We start from the raw sequence: 17,049 nt of genomic DNA, 5'->3' as shown, positions 1-17,049 counted from the left end.
TATTATAAAAAGCGTCGTCACAAGAGACAACATAATGCGAGCCATTAGCTCAGTCGGTAGAGCATCTGACTTTTAATCAGAGGGTCGAAGGTTCGAGTCCTTCATGGCTCACCATTTTACTCCAATGGCCCCTTGGTCAAGCGGTTAAGACACCGCCCTTTCACGGCGGTAACACGGGTTCGAATCCCGTAGGGGTCATCGGCATTTGGCTGGTCGGCAAATAGCTGGCAAGGACGGCTTCCTTGCTGACTGCCATATACATATTTTTGTTTTTTTTCTTGAAATAGTAATTTCCTTTTTAGAGTGGTCCCGTGGTGTAGCGACGAGCGAAGCTTCTGTGAAAAATCAGCGAGTTGTCTCGACGCATCAGCTTCTCTGCCTAAGCTTTCAGAGGAAGAGACAGGACAGCGCAAACAACGAGCATAGATAATTTCCTTTTTAGAGTGGTCCCGTGGTGTAGCGGTTAACATGCCTGCCTGTCACGCAGGAGATCGCGGGTTCGATTCCCGTCGGGACCGCCATTTATATAGATTCTTTTTAAAATTTAATATGGCTCAGTAGCTCAGTCGGTAGAGCAAAGGACTGAAAATCCTTGTGTCGGCGGTTCGATTCCGTCCTGAGCCATCCCTGGAAGAGAGAGTATACCTGGTATACTCTCTCTTCTTTTTTGTTACGGTTTTGTAATATACCCCGCCCCCTTTTATAGTAGGAAAAAGACAAACAGCGGACAGAAAGCTTGAGAATATAGGGAAATTTGCTCATTTGCGGAAAAAAGGTGATTTTGTAATAAACTGTAAGATTTTATACAGTTTTATTACAATGTTAAGACAAGTCCAGGCCCCGGCGCGTTTTATGGTACATTATAGTGGCGTCAAAAATAGTACAAAACGAACAATGGTAGATACATAGAACTATGAATATAGATTTGTTTGTTTCCGAAGTCTAGGGGGATCCATTTTACGATGAAGAACTGGGGAAATAGGTTAACAGCATTATCAGGTGCTATGAAAGCCAAAGTGAATAAAGGCAGAAAGTCAGCAATTGCATTGACAGCAGCAGCCGTTTTGGCCGCAGGAGGCACACATCCTGCCGCTGCAAACAATGAGCAGCTGACGACGGTCTATTATGTATATATCGACGGGAACTACGCCGGCACGGTCCTGGATAAGGAGAGTATTCAATCCAAGGTCACTCAGCAGGTGGAGAAAGCCCAGGAATCTTATGACTATGAATTGTCTGCAGGGGCTGATATTAGCTACATCCCTGAACAGGTATTCAATACAAATATCAAGACAGAAGAAAGCCAGGTGCTTGCGGAAGTGGCGGAAGTCGGCGTCAGCACAGAGGCGGCGGGCATCGTGATTGATGGAGAGACAGCCGTTTATCTGGAAACGAAGGAAGAAGCAGAAGCTGTCCTTGAGAAATTCAAACTTCAATATGCCAGCGAGAAAGAGCTGGATGGATTAGAAGCTTATAAACAAGCAGAAGCAAGCAAAGAAACCCTTCCTCCGCTTGAGAAGAATGAAGAGCGGCTGACAATGGCCGGCATGGCTGAAGAAGTGAAGGCAGAGGAAATGAAGGCTGATCCGAAGCTGATCCTGTCAGAAGAAGAGGCACTGAAGCTTTTAAATAAAGGAACACTTGAAGAGAAGAAATATACAGTCCAGGAAGGCGATGTGCTCGGCAAGATTGCGGCGAAGCATGATTTAGATCTCGATAAGCTTCTTGCATTGAACCCGGGGATGAAAGAAGACAGCATCGTCAAAGTCGGACAGGAAGTCAATGTAACGGTCCTTGAGCCGATGATCCACGCGGTTGTGGTGAAAGAGCTCTATAAGAAGGAAAAGATTGCTTTCGAAAAAGAGGTCATTGAAGACAGCTCGATGTTCAAGGGTGATACCAAGTTGAAGCAGGAAGGCAAAGGTGGCGTTAAAGGAGTCACATACAAGATCACCGAGAAAAACGGTGTGCCTGTCCAAAAGGCGGCGGTTTCTGAAAAGGTGCTTGAAGAGCCTGTTAAAGAGATTGTCATCAAGGGCACGAAGGTGATTCCATCCCGCGGCGACGGCAGCTTTGCGTGGCCTGCGGACGGCGGCTATATTTCCAGCAAGCTCGGCTACCGCTGGGGCAAGATGCACAAAGGAATCGATATTGCGCGGCCGAGCAGCCGGACGATCAGTGCAGCCGACAACGGAAAAGTCGTATCAGCCGGCAACAGCGGAGATGGGTATGGGAACAAAGTCATCATCGACCACCAAAATGGATACAGGACGCTATATGCCCACCTTAATTCAATCGATGTGAAGGCAGGGCAGACTGTCCCTAAAGGCACTAAGATTGGCATGATGGGTTCAACTGGCGATTCTACCGGCGTGCATCTTCATTTTGAAGTATATAAGAACGGAAGCCTGCTGGATCCATTAAAGTATGTGAACCGGTAAGAGGAAAGTCTCTAGTGCGATGCTAGAGACTTTTTCTATAGGGGAGCAGCAACTTCCAAAAATTGCATAACCTAGGAACAACCCATCCATCGCTATTAGATGAATTCCGGCGCATAACATGGTAAAGTAAAATAGAGAACTTATGTTTTGATGAACAGTGAAAAATATTAGATATATGATAGATAATCTGCTTCTTAAAGGAGAATGGGTATGGATAAGAAGATATTGGTTGTAGACGATGAAAAACCGATTGCGGATATACTGCAGTTCAATTTGAAAAAGGAAGGCTATGAGGTGCATTGCGCTTATGACGGCAATGAGGCGCTGGAGAAGGTGGAAGAAGTGAAGCCTGACCTGATACTGCTTGACATCATGCTGCCGCAGCGCGACGGCATGGAGGTCTGCCGCGAGGTGCGGAAGAAATATGAGATGCCGATCATTATGCTGACGGCGAAGGATTCAGAGATCGATAAAGTACTCGGCCTGGAGCTTGGCGCAGATGATTATGTGACAAAGCCATTTTCGAACCGCGAGCTTATTGCCCGGGTGAAGGCTAACTTGAGAAGGCATCAGCAGATTGCAGCGAAAGCAGGCGAAGAGGAAGAGACAAATGAAATCGCGATCGGGTCCCTTGTCATCCACCCGGATGCCTATGTGGTTTCAAAGCGCGGAGATACGATCGAGCTGACGCACCGTGAGTTTGAACTGCTGCACTACCTGGCCAAGCATATTGGACAGGTCATGACACGTGAGCATCTGCTCCAGACCGTATGGGGCTATGACTATTATGGGGATGTGCGTACAGTCGACGTTACGGTGAGGCGCCTGCGCGAAAAGATTGAAGACAACCCGAGCCATCCGACCTGGATTGTGACAAGAAGGGGAGTAGGCTATTATTTGAGGAATCCGGAACAGGAGTAATCAGCGAATATGAAAAAAGTCGGTTTTTTCCGCTCGATCCATCTGAAGTTTGTTTTAATTTATGTGCTGCTGATCATCATTGCCATGCAGATCATCGGAGTGTATTTTGTCGGCCAGCTTGAGAAGACGCTGCGAAGCAATTTCCAGACAGCGATCGAGGAAAGAGTCGACCTGCTATCAGTCTATTTGGAAGAAATCATCACCAAGGACCGTCCTGCCGGCGAGGACCTGCCGACGAAGGAAGAAGAGGTCCAGCGCATTCTGCGTGACTACACATCCAAGGATATCATCGAGATCCGGGTCATTGACGGTGAAACGCAGAAAGTCCTTGGTTCCAATAAAGATGGATATGTAAATCAGAAGGCTGTAGATGCACTCACGACTTCAGCCTTGGCCACTCGGGCCCCCAAAAGCGATGAGTTTACAGATGTGAGCCTTGGGAACCGCAGGGTCTGGATCCTTGCTTCGCCGGTAAAATCGGCCAATGAAGAAGTCGTCGGTGTGGTATATGTAAAGGCAGACATTGAAAATGTCTTTGAACAGAAGAACCAGATCAACAGCATTTTTGCATCCGGCATCATCATCGCCCTTGCGATCACGGCTTTGCTCGGCATCCTGCTGGCACAGACGATCACAAGGCCGCTTTCCGATATGAGGAGGCAGGCTCTGGCGATGGCAAAGGGTAACTTTTCCCGCAAAGTAAAAGTATATGGCTATGATGAGATCGGCCAGCTGGCCATCACATTCAACAGCCTGACGAAGAAGCTGCAGGAAGCCCAGGCTACGACAGAAGGCGAGCGGCGCAAGCTGTCTTCAGTCCTTTCCTATATGACCGACGGCGTTATTGCGACCGATAGGCGGGGGAGGGTCATTCTGATCAATGAACCTGCTGCAAAGATGCTCAATGTTCCACGTGAAACAGTGCTGTCGAGCCCGATTGTGAATCTGCTCGGCCTTGAGGAAGATTATACATTTGAAGAGCTGCTTGCCGAAAGGGATTCCGTCATCCTGGATTATAGTACAGACACAACTCCTTACGTGCTCCGCGCCAATTTTTCTGTCATACAAAAAGAGACAGGCTTTGTTAATGGACTTATTACCGTTTTGCATGATATTACCGAACAGGAAAAAATTGATTTGGAGCGCCGGGAGTTTGTGGCAAACGTTTCCCATGAATTGCGGACACCGCTGACGACGATGAGGAGCTATCTTGAAGCACTGGCGGACGGGGCTATGTATGATGAAGATATCGCACCCCAATTCCTTAATGTGACAAGGACAGAAACAGAACGGATGATCCGGATGGTCAACGATCTCCTTCAGCTTTCAAAGCTTGACAGCAAGGATTACCGCATGAAGAAGGAATGGATCAATTTCGTCGATTTCTTTAACCGGATTATCGACAGGTTCGATTTTTCGAAAGAGCAAAATGTGACTTTCCGGCGCAATCTGCCGGAACATGCAGCATTTGTGGAAATCGATGAGGACAAGCTTACACAGGTGGTCGATAACATCATTTCCAATGCGCTGAAATATTCTCCTGAGGGCGGCAGGGTCTCTTTTGACATTGTCGAGCAGGAGGAGCAGCTGCTCATCAGGATTTCCGACCAGGGAGTCGGGATTCCGAAGGACAATCTTGATAAAGTGTTCGAGCGTTTTTACAGAGTGGATAAAGCAAGAACGAGAAAGCTTGGCGGCACCGGCCTCGGGCTTGCCATCGCCAAAGAAGTGGTGGAAGCCCATGACGGCAAGATATGGGCAGAAAGTACAGAAGGAAAAGGCACAACCATTTCCTTTACGCTTCCTTTCGTTCGTTCTGATGAGGATGATTGGGAATGACCTATGAAGATATTAAATCAATAATATTGGCAGTTCTTGTGTCAGGGAGCATCCTGCTGACATGGAGCCTCTGGACATATCAGCCCACTTCCGAGCAGCTTGGCGAGGACAATACCGTCCAGGAAGTCGAGCTGGAGGCAAAGAAGGATGTCGGCGATCTTATCGAGCCAGATATGGCTCTGTTCCATTATGATGACAGCCAGCATCTTGGCACGGTTTCCACAGAGGAAACGGAAAGGCTTCTTACTGATATTAAAAAGTGGAGCTTTGACGATTTTTCAGATATAACAGACGAAGTCGAAAATATTGGCCTCTTTGTGCAGGAAGCGGGCCATGCTGAAATCATGTACCCTGGAATAACGCCGATGAATCTATATAAAGAAATCCTTCAGATCAAGGACAGGCGGCTGGAGAACATCTATTTCAATAAGATGGTCATAAATATGCAAACTGAACAAAAAAGCGGAATCGTCTACTTTGTCAACACGGAAAGCGGAAGGGTGTACAAGACGAGTGTCGGGCTTTCGAATATCCAGAATTTCAACAGTAAATTCTACAGGCTGCCGATTTCCTCAACCAATCCTGATTATGCCCGCTATACTTCATTTGACACCGGGAAGAATTTGATTTTCATCCCGCAGAACGGAGTGAAGATGCCGAGATACAGCTTCTTATCGGAAGAATATGATTCCGAAAGGTTTAAAGAGGCATTGTTTCAGGACCTGGATTCTGTCCAGAAAAGCTATCTCGGGACCGGTGAGGAGTTCACGAATGAATCCAGCCTGCTAAGGATCGACCAGAATAAGGTTGAATTCAAGAACCCTGCCCCTGAGGACAATATAAGCCTCAGCCCGGACGAACTCCTGAAGAAAAGCATCAATTATGTGAATGCCCATGGCGGCTGGACTGATAATTACCGCTATGTCCGGATGGACGAAAATAAACACCAGGTGTTTTTCCGGATTTACCGCAATAATTATCCGGTTTTCAGCGAGGATCTGAATCTGTCAGAAATCCAGCTCCGCTGGGGAGGCAGTGAAATCCTGGCCTATTTCCGCAATAACTTCAAACTGGCAAATCTGATAAGCTCTGCTGATGTGTCTCTGAGATCGGGCACGGAAATCCTCGACTATCTGCAGAAGAAAGAGGATTTTGAAGCCGGGAAGCTGGAGGAAATCACGCTCGGCTATCAGCTTGATAAGAAGTCTAAAACGGAGCTGATCCAGCTGGAGCCTTCCTGGTATTATAAATACGAAGGAAAGTGGCAGCAGATCAGCACATTTGAACCAGGGGGGAAAGAGTATGGATTGGAGCAGAATTAAAACGATCTTTATCCTGACCTTCCTCATCCTGGATATTTACCTGGTCTATGAATACTCCCAGCTTCGCATGGATGGCAGCCAGACGCTTCCGCAGGAAAAGCTGGAGAACAGCTTCAAGAGCGCGAGCATCAAAGTTGAAGCAGACATGCCCAAGGGAGAAGTGCGGGACGGAAACCTGACCGCAGTTTCGAAGAATTTTGCGGAAGAGAATCTGGAAAAGCTGAAGGAAACAACACTGAAGGACCAGGATATTTCCACCCTTGAGGAAAATGCCCTGAATTCCACCTTGAATAAGCCTTTTAAGGTAGGCAAAGATTTCAATCAGGCTGAGCTTGATAAATTTGTCAGGCAAAACATCTATGAAGGCGATCAGTACGGCTTCTGGGAAAAAAGTGATGACAGCAATAAGATTACCTATTACCAAAAGTTTGAGGGGAAATTCCTCTACAAGAATGTGAATGGGGAGCTCACCTTTTATTTGAATGCCGATCAGGAAATCGTTTCCTACAGACAGACGCTGTTTGAAAAAGTACAGTATCTGAAGGGCGATAAAAAGAAGCTGATCGATCCGACAGAAGCGATTGAATACCTTTATAGAAATGAAAGTTTAAAAGAAGGCAGCAGGATCACAGACGTGGAACAAGGATATTATTCCAATATCCAGGATGACTCTTCCACCTGGGTGCTGAGCCCTGCCTGGAGAGTTGTCGTGGATGACAAGGAGAACTTGTTCGTCAATGCCTTTAAAGGCCAGGTCCTCAGTCTCGACAGCGAGAAGAAAGACCTGGGAGAAGATTCGGAAGAAAAAACTGAAATAGTGGAGTGATAATATGTCTTTGCATTTTAGTGTTCTCGCCAGTGGGAGTACGGGAAATGCGATTTATGTCGAAGCGGGCGGGCAGTCCTTTATCGTGGATGCAGGCCTGAGCGGCAAGCAGATGGAGGCACTGATCAAGCAGATCGACCGCAGCCTCGGCAATCTGTCCGGAATATTGGTCACCCATGAGCACAGCGACCATATCAAGGGCGTCGGCATTGTCGCCCGAAAATACGGCCTTCCTGTCTATGCGAATGAAAAGACATGGCAGGCGATGAACGGCCTGATCGGGGAAGTGCCGCTCGACCAGAAATTCACCTTTGATATGGAAACGGTGAAAAGCTTCGGCTCGCTTGATATAGAATCATTCGGCGTGTCCCATGATGCGGCAGAGCCGATGTTCTATATTTTCCATCATGAAGGCAAGAAGCTTGCCCTCATCACCGACACAGGGTATGTGAGCGACCGGATGAAGGGAATCATCAGGAATGCCGATGCCTTTGTATTCGAAAGCAACCATGATGTCCAGATGCTCCGCATGGGGCGCTATCCGTGGAATATCAAGCGGAGGATACTCGGCGATTTCGGACACGTTTCCAATGAAGATGCGGCGCTCGCGATGAGTGAGGTGGCCGGCGACAATACAAAGAGCATTTACCTGGCCCACTTAAGCCAGGATAACAATATAAAAGATCTGGCGCGGATGTCTGTCAGCCAGACGCTGGAATCGCGCGGAATCCTTGTCGGGGAACAGTTCAGCCTGTACGATACCGACCCGAAGGCTCCGACCCCGCTGACAGCGGTGTAAGGTTTACCAGCGGAATAAATAGGAAAAAAGAATGGTACAAGCATGCTGCCATTCTTTTTTTTGCGCTTTTTTCGAAGCCTTCGGCAACGCTCCAGCCTCACTTTTTGATCAGTATCAGACGAAATTATGAACAAAATCGTAAGATTCCTGCAGGCAGTTTGTTTTGCTTAGAAATTCCCGGCCCGGCGAGTATAATATTGGATAGAAGGAAGAATAACTCTTAGCAGCTTTGAGAGAAAGGATTGGTCGAACTTGGGTTATTATGATCAGGATTATGAAAACCGCTATAAAAAGCAAAAAGGAAACAAGGGCGGCTATTTCTTGGCCAGCCTTATCGGCATCATCCTTGGCGCCATACTGGTCATTGTCGCGGTCCCTAAACTGATTGACTATGATGTGCTCCCTTATTCAGCAGATGAGGATGCAGGACAGGCGAATACAGGCGGCAGCAATAATAATGTCGCCACCAGTAATGTCTCGCTCAATGTCGAGTCAGATATAACGAAGGCTGTCGATAAGGCCGGTGATGCGGTTGTCGGCATCGATAACATCCAGAATGCGAGCATGTGGTCAGGCGGCGGTGCAGAGGGTGAGGGTGACGGCCAGACAGCCGGAACAGGCTCAGGCGTCATTTATAAAAAAGAAGGCGGCAAAGCCTATGTCGTTACGAACCATCACGTGGTTGAGGGAGCTTCACGGATTGAAGTGACACTTGCAGACGGGACAAAAATCCCGGCCAAGCTGCGCGGCAGCGATATTTGGACGGACCTTGCCGTGTTGGAGGTCGACGGGGAAAAAATTGAAAAGGTCGCAGAATTCGGTGATTCAGATGCATTGAAGATCGGCGAGCCGGTCATCGCCATCGGGAATCCGCTCGGTCCGACCTTCTCAGGCTCGGTTACCCAGGGCATTGTCTCAGGGCTTGAGCGCGCCATCCCGGTCGATATCAACCAGGACGGAACAGTAGACTGGCAGGCAGAAGTCCTGCAGACAGATGCCGCCATCAACCCGGGGAACAGCGGCGGCGCCCTCATCAATATCAGTGGACAGGTCATCGGTATCAACTCCATGAAGATCGCCCAGGAAACGGTTGAAGGAATCGGGTTATCAATCCCGGTCAACTCAGCCCAGCCGGTCATCAGCGACCTGGAGAAGTTCGGAGAAGTAAAAAGACCATACATGGGCGTCGAGCTCCGCTCTGTCAATGAAATCCCGGCCTACTACCAGCAGGAAGCCCTGAAGCTGCCGGAGGATGTGACAAACGGTGTTGCAGTCATCCGTGTATCACCTAACTCACCGGCCGACCAGGCAGGATTGCAGGAATTCGACGTTATCGTCGAAATGGACGGCGAACAGATCAATGATGTCATCGATCTCAGAAAGCATCTGTACAATAATAAGCAGGTAGGAGATCAGATGAAAGTGAAATTTTACCGAGGCGGCAAGGTACAGGAAACAACCTTGAAGCTTTCAGGTGAAACCATCTAATCAAAGGATCAAAACAGGAAGGCCAAGAGGCTTTCCTGTTTTTTCTTTTGGTGTTACGATGGAATGTGGATAAGTATTTCGACAAATGCAAGAATGAAATTTATCCACAATTCTTATAATAAAAAGAAAAACTGATAGGAGTGCCAAAATGATCTACAGCTGCGAAGAACACATTGATATAGCCATTGACACCGTGGTGGACGAGTATGAAACGTTCCCTGTTATGAATAAAATCGAAGACAGCGAGTTATCAACAACCTGTGAATATTGTCGAAATAAGGCAGTATATATGGTGGCGAACAAGTGATTCCATACAAGATGTGGATATAAATTGTGGATATGTGGATAACTTTTGTGGATATCTTGTTTGTAAGCTGTTTGTAATTAAATTGTAAAGGATTGTGAATAGTGAATATCTCAATCATCACCGTCGGAAAGCTAAAAGAAAAGTACTTAAAACAGGGCATCGACGAATACCTCAAGCGCCTGTCCGCCTATGCCAAAATGGACATCATCGAAGTCCCGGACGAAAAAGCCCCCGAAGAACTGAGCGACATCGAAATGATCCAGGTCAAACAAAAAGAAGGCGAAAGAATCCTCGCCAAAATTCACCCGGATGCCCATGTCATCGCCCTGGCCATCGAAGGAAAGATGAAATCATCAGAGGAACTTGCTGATACGATCGATAAATTGGCTACGTACGGAAAAAGTAAAATTGCCTTTGTTATTGGAGGATCACTTGGCTTGAGCCAGGAAGTTTTGCAGCGGGCGGATGAGAAGCTGTCGTTTTCGAAGATGACATTTCCGCATCAGTTGATGAAATTGGTTTTGCTGGAGCAGGTTTATCGGGCGTTTAGGATAAATCGGGGGGAACCTTATCATAAGTGAGTGAGGTTTTAGAGTCCTTGCTGCAAAAGTAGAGATTTTTTAAAGTGCCGTGAGGTTCAGTGCATATTATGCTATGAAATAAATGATTAATAAATCAATGCAAAAAGGATGCCTCGTAACTGGCATCCTTTTATAGTTTTAAAAATGTTGAAGCTCACGGACTGAGCAGGTTTCCCGACTCTGATTTAGTACTTATAGAACAGTTTTAATCATATTCTTATAAAAGAATAGACCAGGAGGAGGCCAAGGTGGTTGAAAAATGTAAAAGTTAGATTACAGCCTATTGTGAGCAGGATCAATTTACCCTCTGTTTTGAAAACAACGATCCTTCCAGGAGACTCAATGGAAAGGTTATTTATGGCAACCCAGGCAGGGGAGATCTTTTATATAGGAAACGGAAAAATCAGGACTTTTTTAGATATTCGTTCACGGATCATAAAACTGGGCACTTCAAATGGCGGGTATGATGAACGGGGATTGCTGGGACTGGCTTTTCACCCCAGCTTTTATTATAACGGTCTTTTCTATCTTCATTATTCAGCAGCTGGAACACAAGGTCCGGGTGCTTATTCTGAGAATTTTAAACCTGACCCATGTAATCCTGAAACTTTAAACCTGAAGTGGATGAACAGGGAAACTCAATATGATCATATTGATACAGTTGAAGAGTGGACTCTGCAATCGAATGGACAGACTCAAAGACTGCGGACATTACTTAACTTAAGAAGACCATTTTCAAATCATAATGGTGTAAACAGTTTAAACTTTTCGCCTGAAACAGGAAAACTTGTATTATCAACCGGAGATGGCGGGGCAGGCTATGATCCGTTTAACTTAAGCCAGGATGATTTAGAAATCGCCGGTAAAATAATTGAAATTGATGTAAGCAGGAATACATCCATCAATAATCCACCCATTGTCACCCGTTTTAATGAACTGCCTTCAACTATCCAGGATACACTCACAGTAATGGCCAAAGGGGTTCGCAATATACCGGGCATTTCATTTCAAAGGCTCAATCATCAGTATATTAAATATGCGGGAAGTGTCGGACAGGATTTGGTCGAATCGATTTTTTCATTCGTTCGTTATAAACCCATACCGGTTAAACAGCTTGTCCAAGCTTCTGTGATGAAATCTGAGCTTGACCAGGAAAGATTTATTAACTTTGGCTGGCGGGGTTGGGAAGGTGCTTTTCCTACTTCGGTCATTGGCGGCTGCACTAATAATCCGGATTTAGATGAGAAAACCATTGCTTATTACAATGAAGCAGCAGCCCTTACAGGGAGCCGTCTTCAGCCATTAACCAGCTATTTTCATAGTGATGCCAGACCCGATAAGTTTGAAGGAACGGCACTTACAGGAGTTCAGCCATATATGGGAGGTGGAATCCCTGGTTTAACAGGAAGCGTTGTGTTTACCGATCTTGCCCGGAAAGGATCTCAGCCTCAGGCTAGAGGGGCTTTAGCTTATACACGTATGAAACAAAACGGTAAACAGAATGATTTTGGCCTGATTCAAATCGATTATGATTTTGGACCTCAATCAGCCTATTATGTCAGTTTGGGAACAAATCTGAATCAGACCAGATTATATTTAGGGGTTTATGGATCAACGAAAGTGACTGATTTTAATCAGGGCACTGTTTTTGAAGTTGTTCAATGAATGTGAAATAGATGCCAGGCTTATTGCAGTACAATCCTTAAGTGTTAAATAGAATTTTGTGTAATGTAATCCGTTACATTTCATACAATATATTAATCACTAGATTAAATGGAATATAGGCAATGTAAAATAACAGATTGTCACAACTACATGAATGTAATCGATTTCATTGGGGGTTTGCAATGATATCTATTAAGAAAGCAGGAAAGTAAAAATGGCAAACATCCAACAGGTAGCTATACAAGCAGGAGTTTCTGTTGCCACAGTTTCAAGAGTCCTTAACGGGCAAAACACTGTATCCTCGGAAACAAGAAGGAAAGTCGAAGAGACGATAAAAAAATTAAATTATGAACCTAGTATGCTGGGGAGGAATTTAAGAAATTCTGAAAGCCGGCTTCTTTTGATTCTGATCCCCACGATTTCAAATCCTTTTTATCTGGAGATTATTAAAGGGATTGAAACGTTTGCGATTAGTCAGAGCTATAATATTCTCTTGTGTGAAACCGATTCTGACCCGAATAAAGAGAATATTTACTTCGATTTGGTCAGAAAAAAGATGGCTGATGGAATTATTTCGATGGATCCTGCAGTCAATGCAGAAACACTGAAAAAGCTTTCGGAGAAATATGCAATCATTCAATGCAGCGAATATGAAGCAGGCAATGGAATCCCTTATGTGACGATTGATAATGAAGAAGCTTCCTACCGGGCCGTTAAGCATCTGATCCAAATCGGCCACAGAAAAATAGCCCTAATGAATTCCGACGACAAATATCTGTATGCAAGGCAGCGGAAAATGGGCTATAAACGGGCTCTGGAAGAGAACGGAATTGCTGTTAATGAAGATTATGTTATTCATACCCAGCATTTAGGATTCGAGAATGGCCAGTATGCAATGAGAAAAATATTGAATTTACAAGACCGGCCGACTGCAGTATTCGCTGTATCCGATCTTCTGGCTATCGGCGCCCTCAAAGAAATAAATGCTTCCGGATTGGATGTACCCAATGATCTGGCGGTAGTAGGCTTTGATAAGATTGATTTTTCAAATATGACAAACCCGACTCTTACTACGATTGCCCAGCCTATGAATAAGATGGGTACCACTGCAGCGAGAATGTTAATTAAAAAGATTAAAGGTGAAGACGTAGAGAGTATAGTTTTAGATCACGAATTAGTGATACGTGAGTCCACATCAGGGTGATCATCTAAGGTCAGCGCTCTGTTATTAAAATATGTTTGATAAGTTAATAGCGGATCGCTGACCTTAGGTGTAAATGTAATCGTTTACAGTGAGGGAGAGCCTTATACAAAAAAGGGGTGAATGGTTTTGAAGAAATTTCTGGTCTTAATTTTATCATTAGTGACAGTGTTTAGTTTGGCAGCATGCAGCAGTGACACAGGAAGTTCCGATGGCAAAAAAGACGATGATACGCTGAAGATCGGCATTTCCCTGCCTTCTGCCACACATGGCTGGATGGGGGCTTTAATTGATAGCGCGGAAGAGCAGGCAAAGGACCTTAAGAGTGAGGGCATAGAATATGTCATGACGAATGCTGCTGATCCAAACAAGCAGGCGAACGATGTCGATGATTTAATTGCCCAAGGTGTGGATGTCATTGTCATGCTTCCAATTGAATCTGCGGCGCTTTCTCCTGTCGGGCAAAAAATTAAAGATGCAGGCATCCCTTTAGTCATTGTGGACCGTGAGCTTGAAAACGATGCAGCGACTGTCGTCGTAAAAGGCGACAATGAAGGCATCGGTGTGAATGCCGGAAAATACTTTGTAGAAAAGTTAAATGGAAAAGGCAAGGTCGTTGAAATCACCGGACCGCCAAGCTCTGTTACGGAGCAGCGCGGGGCAGGCTTCAAAGAAGCAATGGAGAGCTCGGATATTGAAGTGATTGCTTCACAAAGCGGTGATTTCTCAACTGAAAAGTCATTAGAAGTTATGCAGAATATCTTGCAGGCACACCCAGAAATCGATGCTGTGTTCACACAGGATGATGGGATGGCTCTAGGTGTACTGCAGGCTATCAAGGAAGCGGGCCGGACAGATATTCAATTCGTAACTGGCGCTGGCGGCGGCAAGGCTGTGTTTGACGACATTAAGGCAGATGGCTTAATTACTGCCACCTTCTTATACTCTCCGACAATGGTCAAGGATGCAGTCAAAATTGCGGCAGATATCGCAAAGGGCAATGACCCGGCTGAAGCAATGGTAGTCAAGGAAGCTACCCAGGTCACAAAAGATAATGTGGATGAGTTCTATGATCCAGAGTCGAAGTTCTAAATGATTTTTAGGGGATGCAATAGTTGTTTTAACAGTTATTGCATCCCCTTCCTATTGAGGAGGGATGATAAGCGCCATGACTGCCAATCCTATAATGACGATGGACAATATTGAAAAATCCTTCAACGGTGTGCCTATCTTGAAAAAGGCTTCTCTAAATGTTGAACAGGGGGAAATCCATGCTCTGTTAGGTGAAAATGGCGCCGGGAAATCTACTTTAATGAACATTTTAGGCGGCATCCATCAGCCTGATAACGGCTCGATTCACATAAATGGCATGGAAGTCAAAATGACCAATCCAAGAGTGTCGCAGGAGCAGGGAATCAGCTTTATCCATCAGGAACTTAATGTAGTTTCCGACCTCAGAGTCTACGAAAACATGTTTCTGGGGTCTGAACTGCGAAATAAATTTGGATTCTTGAAAATAGAAGAAATGTGCCGACAAACAAATGAAATATTAGCGCAGCTTGGCGTTGATATCAATCCGAAGGAATATGTCAGAAATCTAGAAACCTCCTACAAGCAATTAATTGAAATATCTAAAGCACTGCTGCATAAATCCAAGCTCATCATTATGGATGAACCCACTACATCTTTAGCTGAACATGAAGTTAAACGATTGTTTGAACTCATGAGAAACCTGCAGAAATCAGGCGTGTCCATTATTTACATCTCTCATAAGCTAAAGGAGATCAAGGAAATCTGCAGCCGTTATACGGTGCTGCGCGATGGAGAAGTTGTCGGGACCGGGAGTGCTGAACAAGAGGACTTAGAGACAATCACCAGGCTGATGGTCGGTAAATCTATTTCTCAAGATCGATTAGCCCATAACCATACACTTGGTCCAGTGGTATTGGATGTAACCAGCCTATCATGCCCGGGATTGTATAAAGACATTAGCTTCACCCTTAGAAAAGGTGAAATAGCAGGATTTACCGGCTTAGCCGGCGATGGCAGAACAGAGCTGTTTGAGAGCTTATTTGGTTATCGGAAACAGCACAGCGGTGAAGTCAGAATTAATAACCGGCTGGTAAAGATAAATCATCCCCGAAAAGCGTTAAAGTCAGGATTAGGACTTGTTCCAAAGGACCGAAAAGAGAATGCCATCATTAAAGATTTAAGCGTTATTCATAATATGAGTTTGTCTTCTATCGGGCATTTCGAGAAAGCTGGATTGATCCGTGAAAAAAAGGAAAAGGAGAAGTTTGAATTTTATAAGGAACAGCTGAATATCAAAGTACACAACCCCAGCATTACCATCGACAAATTAAGCGGAGGCAATCAGCAGAAAGTTATTATTGCCAAATGGCTTGAGGCAGATACTGATATCATTGTGTTTGATAATCCAACGCAAGGGATTGATGTTGGAGCGAAGCAGGAGATTTATCATCAGATTGTATCATTAGCACAACAAGGAAAAGCCGTGATTGTTTTATCCTCAGAAGCGCCGGAAGTGCTTAAGGTCTGTCATCATATTTATGTGATGTACCAGGGAGAGATTACAGCATGCTTTGAGGGAGAAGAAGTATCGGAGGATGAGATTATGAGCTATGCAACCGGCTCAAAAAGGGAGGGTGAAAAAATTGGCTGATATCAATGTCATGAAAGAGAAGAATCCGCAAAATTCAGCTCTAAAAAGCCGCCTCTCCTGGCTATGGTCGGAGTACAGCGTCATCATTGCCTTCTTAATTATTTTTATTGCAGCCTCCTTTATGAGCCCCAGATTCCTGGATCTCAATAACCAGCTCAATATCATGATGCAGGTCTCCATTATAGGGATTGTGGCTTTAGGTATGACCGTGGTCATGCTGTCAGGCGGCATTGACCTTTCCGTTGGTTCTGTCCTCGCCTTTGTCGGCGTCATGACGGTTTTGGTTTTAAACGCAACTGGAAGCATGATTGCAGCCATTTTAGCTGCCTTATTAGTTGGTTCTTTTACAGGATTATTAAATGGATTGATGGTTGCGAAAGGAAGGATCGCCTCCTTTATTGCTACTTTAGGAATGATGGCAGCGGCGCGTTCCATGGCACTTTATATAGCAGAAGGCGGAAGCATTTCAGGAGAGGTACAGGGATTCACAGCTATTGCGAATAGTGATTTATGGATTTTCGATTTTCCAGTTATCATTTTCTTCGTTATGACAGCACTTGTTTTTATACTCATGCATAAAACTCGTTTTGGACGTTATGTATATGCACTGGGAAGCAATGAAAAAGCCGCCCTGCTTTCAGCGATTCGGGTGGATCGGGTAAAAATTGCTGTCTACAGCTTGGCCGGCCTGCTGGTCAGTGTGGCAGCGATCATTGAAACATCCCGACTGAATTCTATTTCTTCATCAAGTTCAGGTGTTCAATATGAACTGGATGCAATTGCTGCAGTCATCATTGGCGGTACGAGAATGACGGGAGGCCGCGGTAAAATCATAGGAACATTTTTTGGTGTACTGATCTTAGGGATTTTGAATAACATGATGAACTTAATGAATGTTTCTCCACACCTCCAGGGATTTGTTAAGGGATTAATCATTATTATTGCAGTCGTATTCCAAAAGAGAGAGTAGGGGGAA

Annotated in this window: 14 protein-coding genes and 4 tRNA genes; all 18 read left to right on the top strand. The window is 45.2% G+C overall.

The window, feature by feature from the left end; all coding sequences use genetic code 11:
• The first annotated feature begins 38 nt into the window (after positions 1–38).
• The 18 genes from AC4E8B_RS25030 to AC4E8B_RS24945 all read left to right on the top strand — a co-directional run bounded on the left by AC4E8B_RS25030 (position 39) and on the right by AC4E8B_RS24945 (position 17,043).
• Positions 39–114, top strand: a tRNA-Lys gene (locus AC4E8B_RS25030).
• A 12-nt stretch (positions 115–126) separates the two neighbouring features.
• Positions 127–198, top strand: a tRNA-Glu gene (locus AC4E8B_RS25025).
• Positions 199–445: 247 nt separating this feature from the next.
• Positions 446–521 (top strand) — tRNA-Asp (locus tag AC4E8B_RS25020).
• Between the two features lie 30 nt (positions 522–551).
• A tRNA-Phe gene (locus tag AC4E8B_RS25015) sits at positions 552–624 on the top strand.
• Positions 625–962: 338 nt separating this feature from the next.
• Positions 963–2,441, top strand: coding sequence for a peptidoglycan DD-metalloendopeptidase family protein (locus tag AC4E8B_RS25010; protein ID WP_490216246.1), 1,479 nt, complete (start codon positions 963–965; stop codon positions 2,439–2,441).
• A 210-nt stretch (positions 2,442–2,651) separates the two neighbouring features.
• Positions 2,652–3,362, top strand: coding sequence for a response regulator YycF (gene yycF, locus AC4E8B_RS25005; protein ID WP_490216245.1), 711 nt, complete (start codon positions 2,652–2,654; stop codon positions 3,360–3,362).
• Between the two features lie 9 nt (positions 3,363–3,371).
• Positions 3,372–5,201, top strand: a complete 1,830-nt coding sequence (gene walK / locus AC4E8B_RS25000) for a cell wall metabolism sensor histidine kinase WalK (RefSeq protein WP_490216244.1) — start codon at positions 3,372–3,374, stop codon at positions 5,199–5,201.
• Positions 5,198–6,523 (top strand): YycH family regulatory protein, encoded by a 1,326-nt coding sequence (locus AC4E8B_RS24995; protein ID WP_490216243.1) that lies wholly within the window; start codon positions 5,198–5,200, stop codon positions 6,521–6,523. The genes walK and AC4E8B_RS24995 overlap by 4 nt, the downstream gene beginning before the upstream one ends.
• Entirely contained in the window at positions 6,504–7,349 is an 846-nt protein-coding gene (locus AC4E8B_RS24990; protein ID WP_490216242.1) for a two-component system regulatory protein YycI, read from the top strand. Before AC4E8B_RS24995 ends, AC4E8B_RS24990 begins: the two co-directional genes overlap by 20 nt.
• Positions 7,350–7,353: 4 nt before the next feature.
• Positions 7,354–8,148, top strand: coding sequence for an MBL fold metallo-hydrolase (locus AC4E8B_RS24985; RefSeq protein WP_490216241.1), 795 nt, complete (start codon positions 7,354–7,356; stop codon positions 8,146–8,148).
• 252 nt (positions 8,149–8,400) lie between these two features.
• Complete coding sequence (locus AC4E8B_RS24980; protein ID WP_490216240.1) at positions 8,401–9,636, top strand: S1C family serine protease; 1,236 nt, start codon at positions 8,401–8,403, stop codon at positions 9,634–9,636.
• Positions 9,637–9,784: 148 nt separating this feature from the next.
• A complete protein-coding gene (locus AC4E8B_RS24975; RefSeq protein ID WP_224906118.1) occupies positions 9,785–9,943 on the top strand; it encodes a CxxH/CxxC protein in 159 nt (52 codons plus the stop codon).
• Positions 9,944–10,044: 101 nt separating this feature from the next.
• A complete protein-coding gene (gene rlmH / locus AC4E8B_RS24970; RefSeq protein ID WP_129613052.1) occupies positions 10,045–10,524 on the top strand; it encodes a 23S rRNA (pseudouridine(1915)-N(3))-methyltransferase RlmH in 480 nt (159 codons plus the stop codon).
• A 252-nt stretch (positions 10,525–10,776) separates the two neighbouring features.
• The gene (locus tag AC4E8B_RS24965) at positions 10,777–12,189 is read left to right on the top strand and encodes a PQQ-dependent sugar dehydrogenase (protein ID WP_490216239.1); all 1,413 of its coding nucleotides are present in this window, start codon (positions 10,777–10,779) and stop codon (positions 12,187–12,189) included.
• Positions 12,190–12,403: 214 nt separating this feature from the next.
• Complete coding sequence (locus AC4E8B_RS24960) at positions 12,404–13,393, top strand: LacI family DNA-binding transcriptional regulator (RefSeq protein WP_490216238.1); 990 nt, start codon at positions 12,404–12,406, stop codon at positions 13,391–13,393.
• A gap of 126 nt (positions 13,394–13,519) precedes the next feature.
• Positions 13,520–14,482, top strand: coding sequence for a substrate-binding domain-containing protein (locus tag AC4E8B_RS24955; RefSeq protein WP_490216237.1), 963 nt, complete (start codon positions 13,520–13,522; stop codon positions 14,480–14,482).
• Between the two features lie 100 nt (positions 14,483–14,582).
• Positions 14,583–16,073 (top strand): sugar ABC transporter ATP-binding protein, encoded by a 1,491-nt coding sequence (locus tag AC4E8B_RS24950; protein ID WP_490216236.1) that lies wholly within the window; start codon positions 14,583–14,585, stop codon positions 16,071–16,073.
• The gene (locus AC4E8B_RS24945; RefSeq protein ID WP_490216235.1) at positions 16,066–17,043 is read left to right on the top strand and encodes an ABC transporter permease; all 978 of its coding nucleotides are present in this window, start codon (positions 16,066–16,068) and stop codon (positions 17,041–17,043) included. The genes AC4E8B_RS24950 and AC4E8B_RS24945 overlap by 8 nt, the downstream gene beginning before the upstream one ends.
• Positions 17,044–17,049: the final 6 nt, after the last annotated feature.

Source organism: Bacillus sp. SRL543, assembly GCF_984799205.1.
Note: the sequence above shows the minus strand (reverse complement) of the source record. Positions and strands in the feature narration are given on the sequence as shown.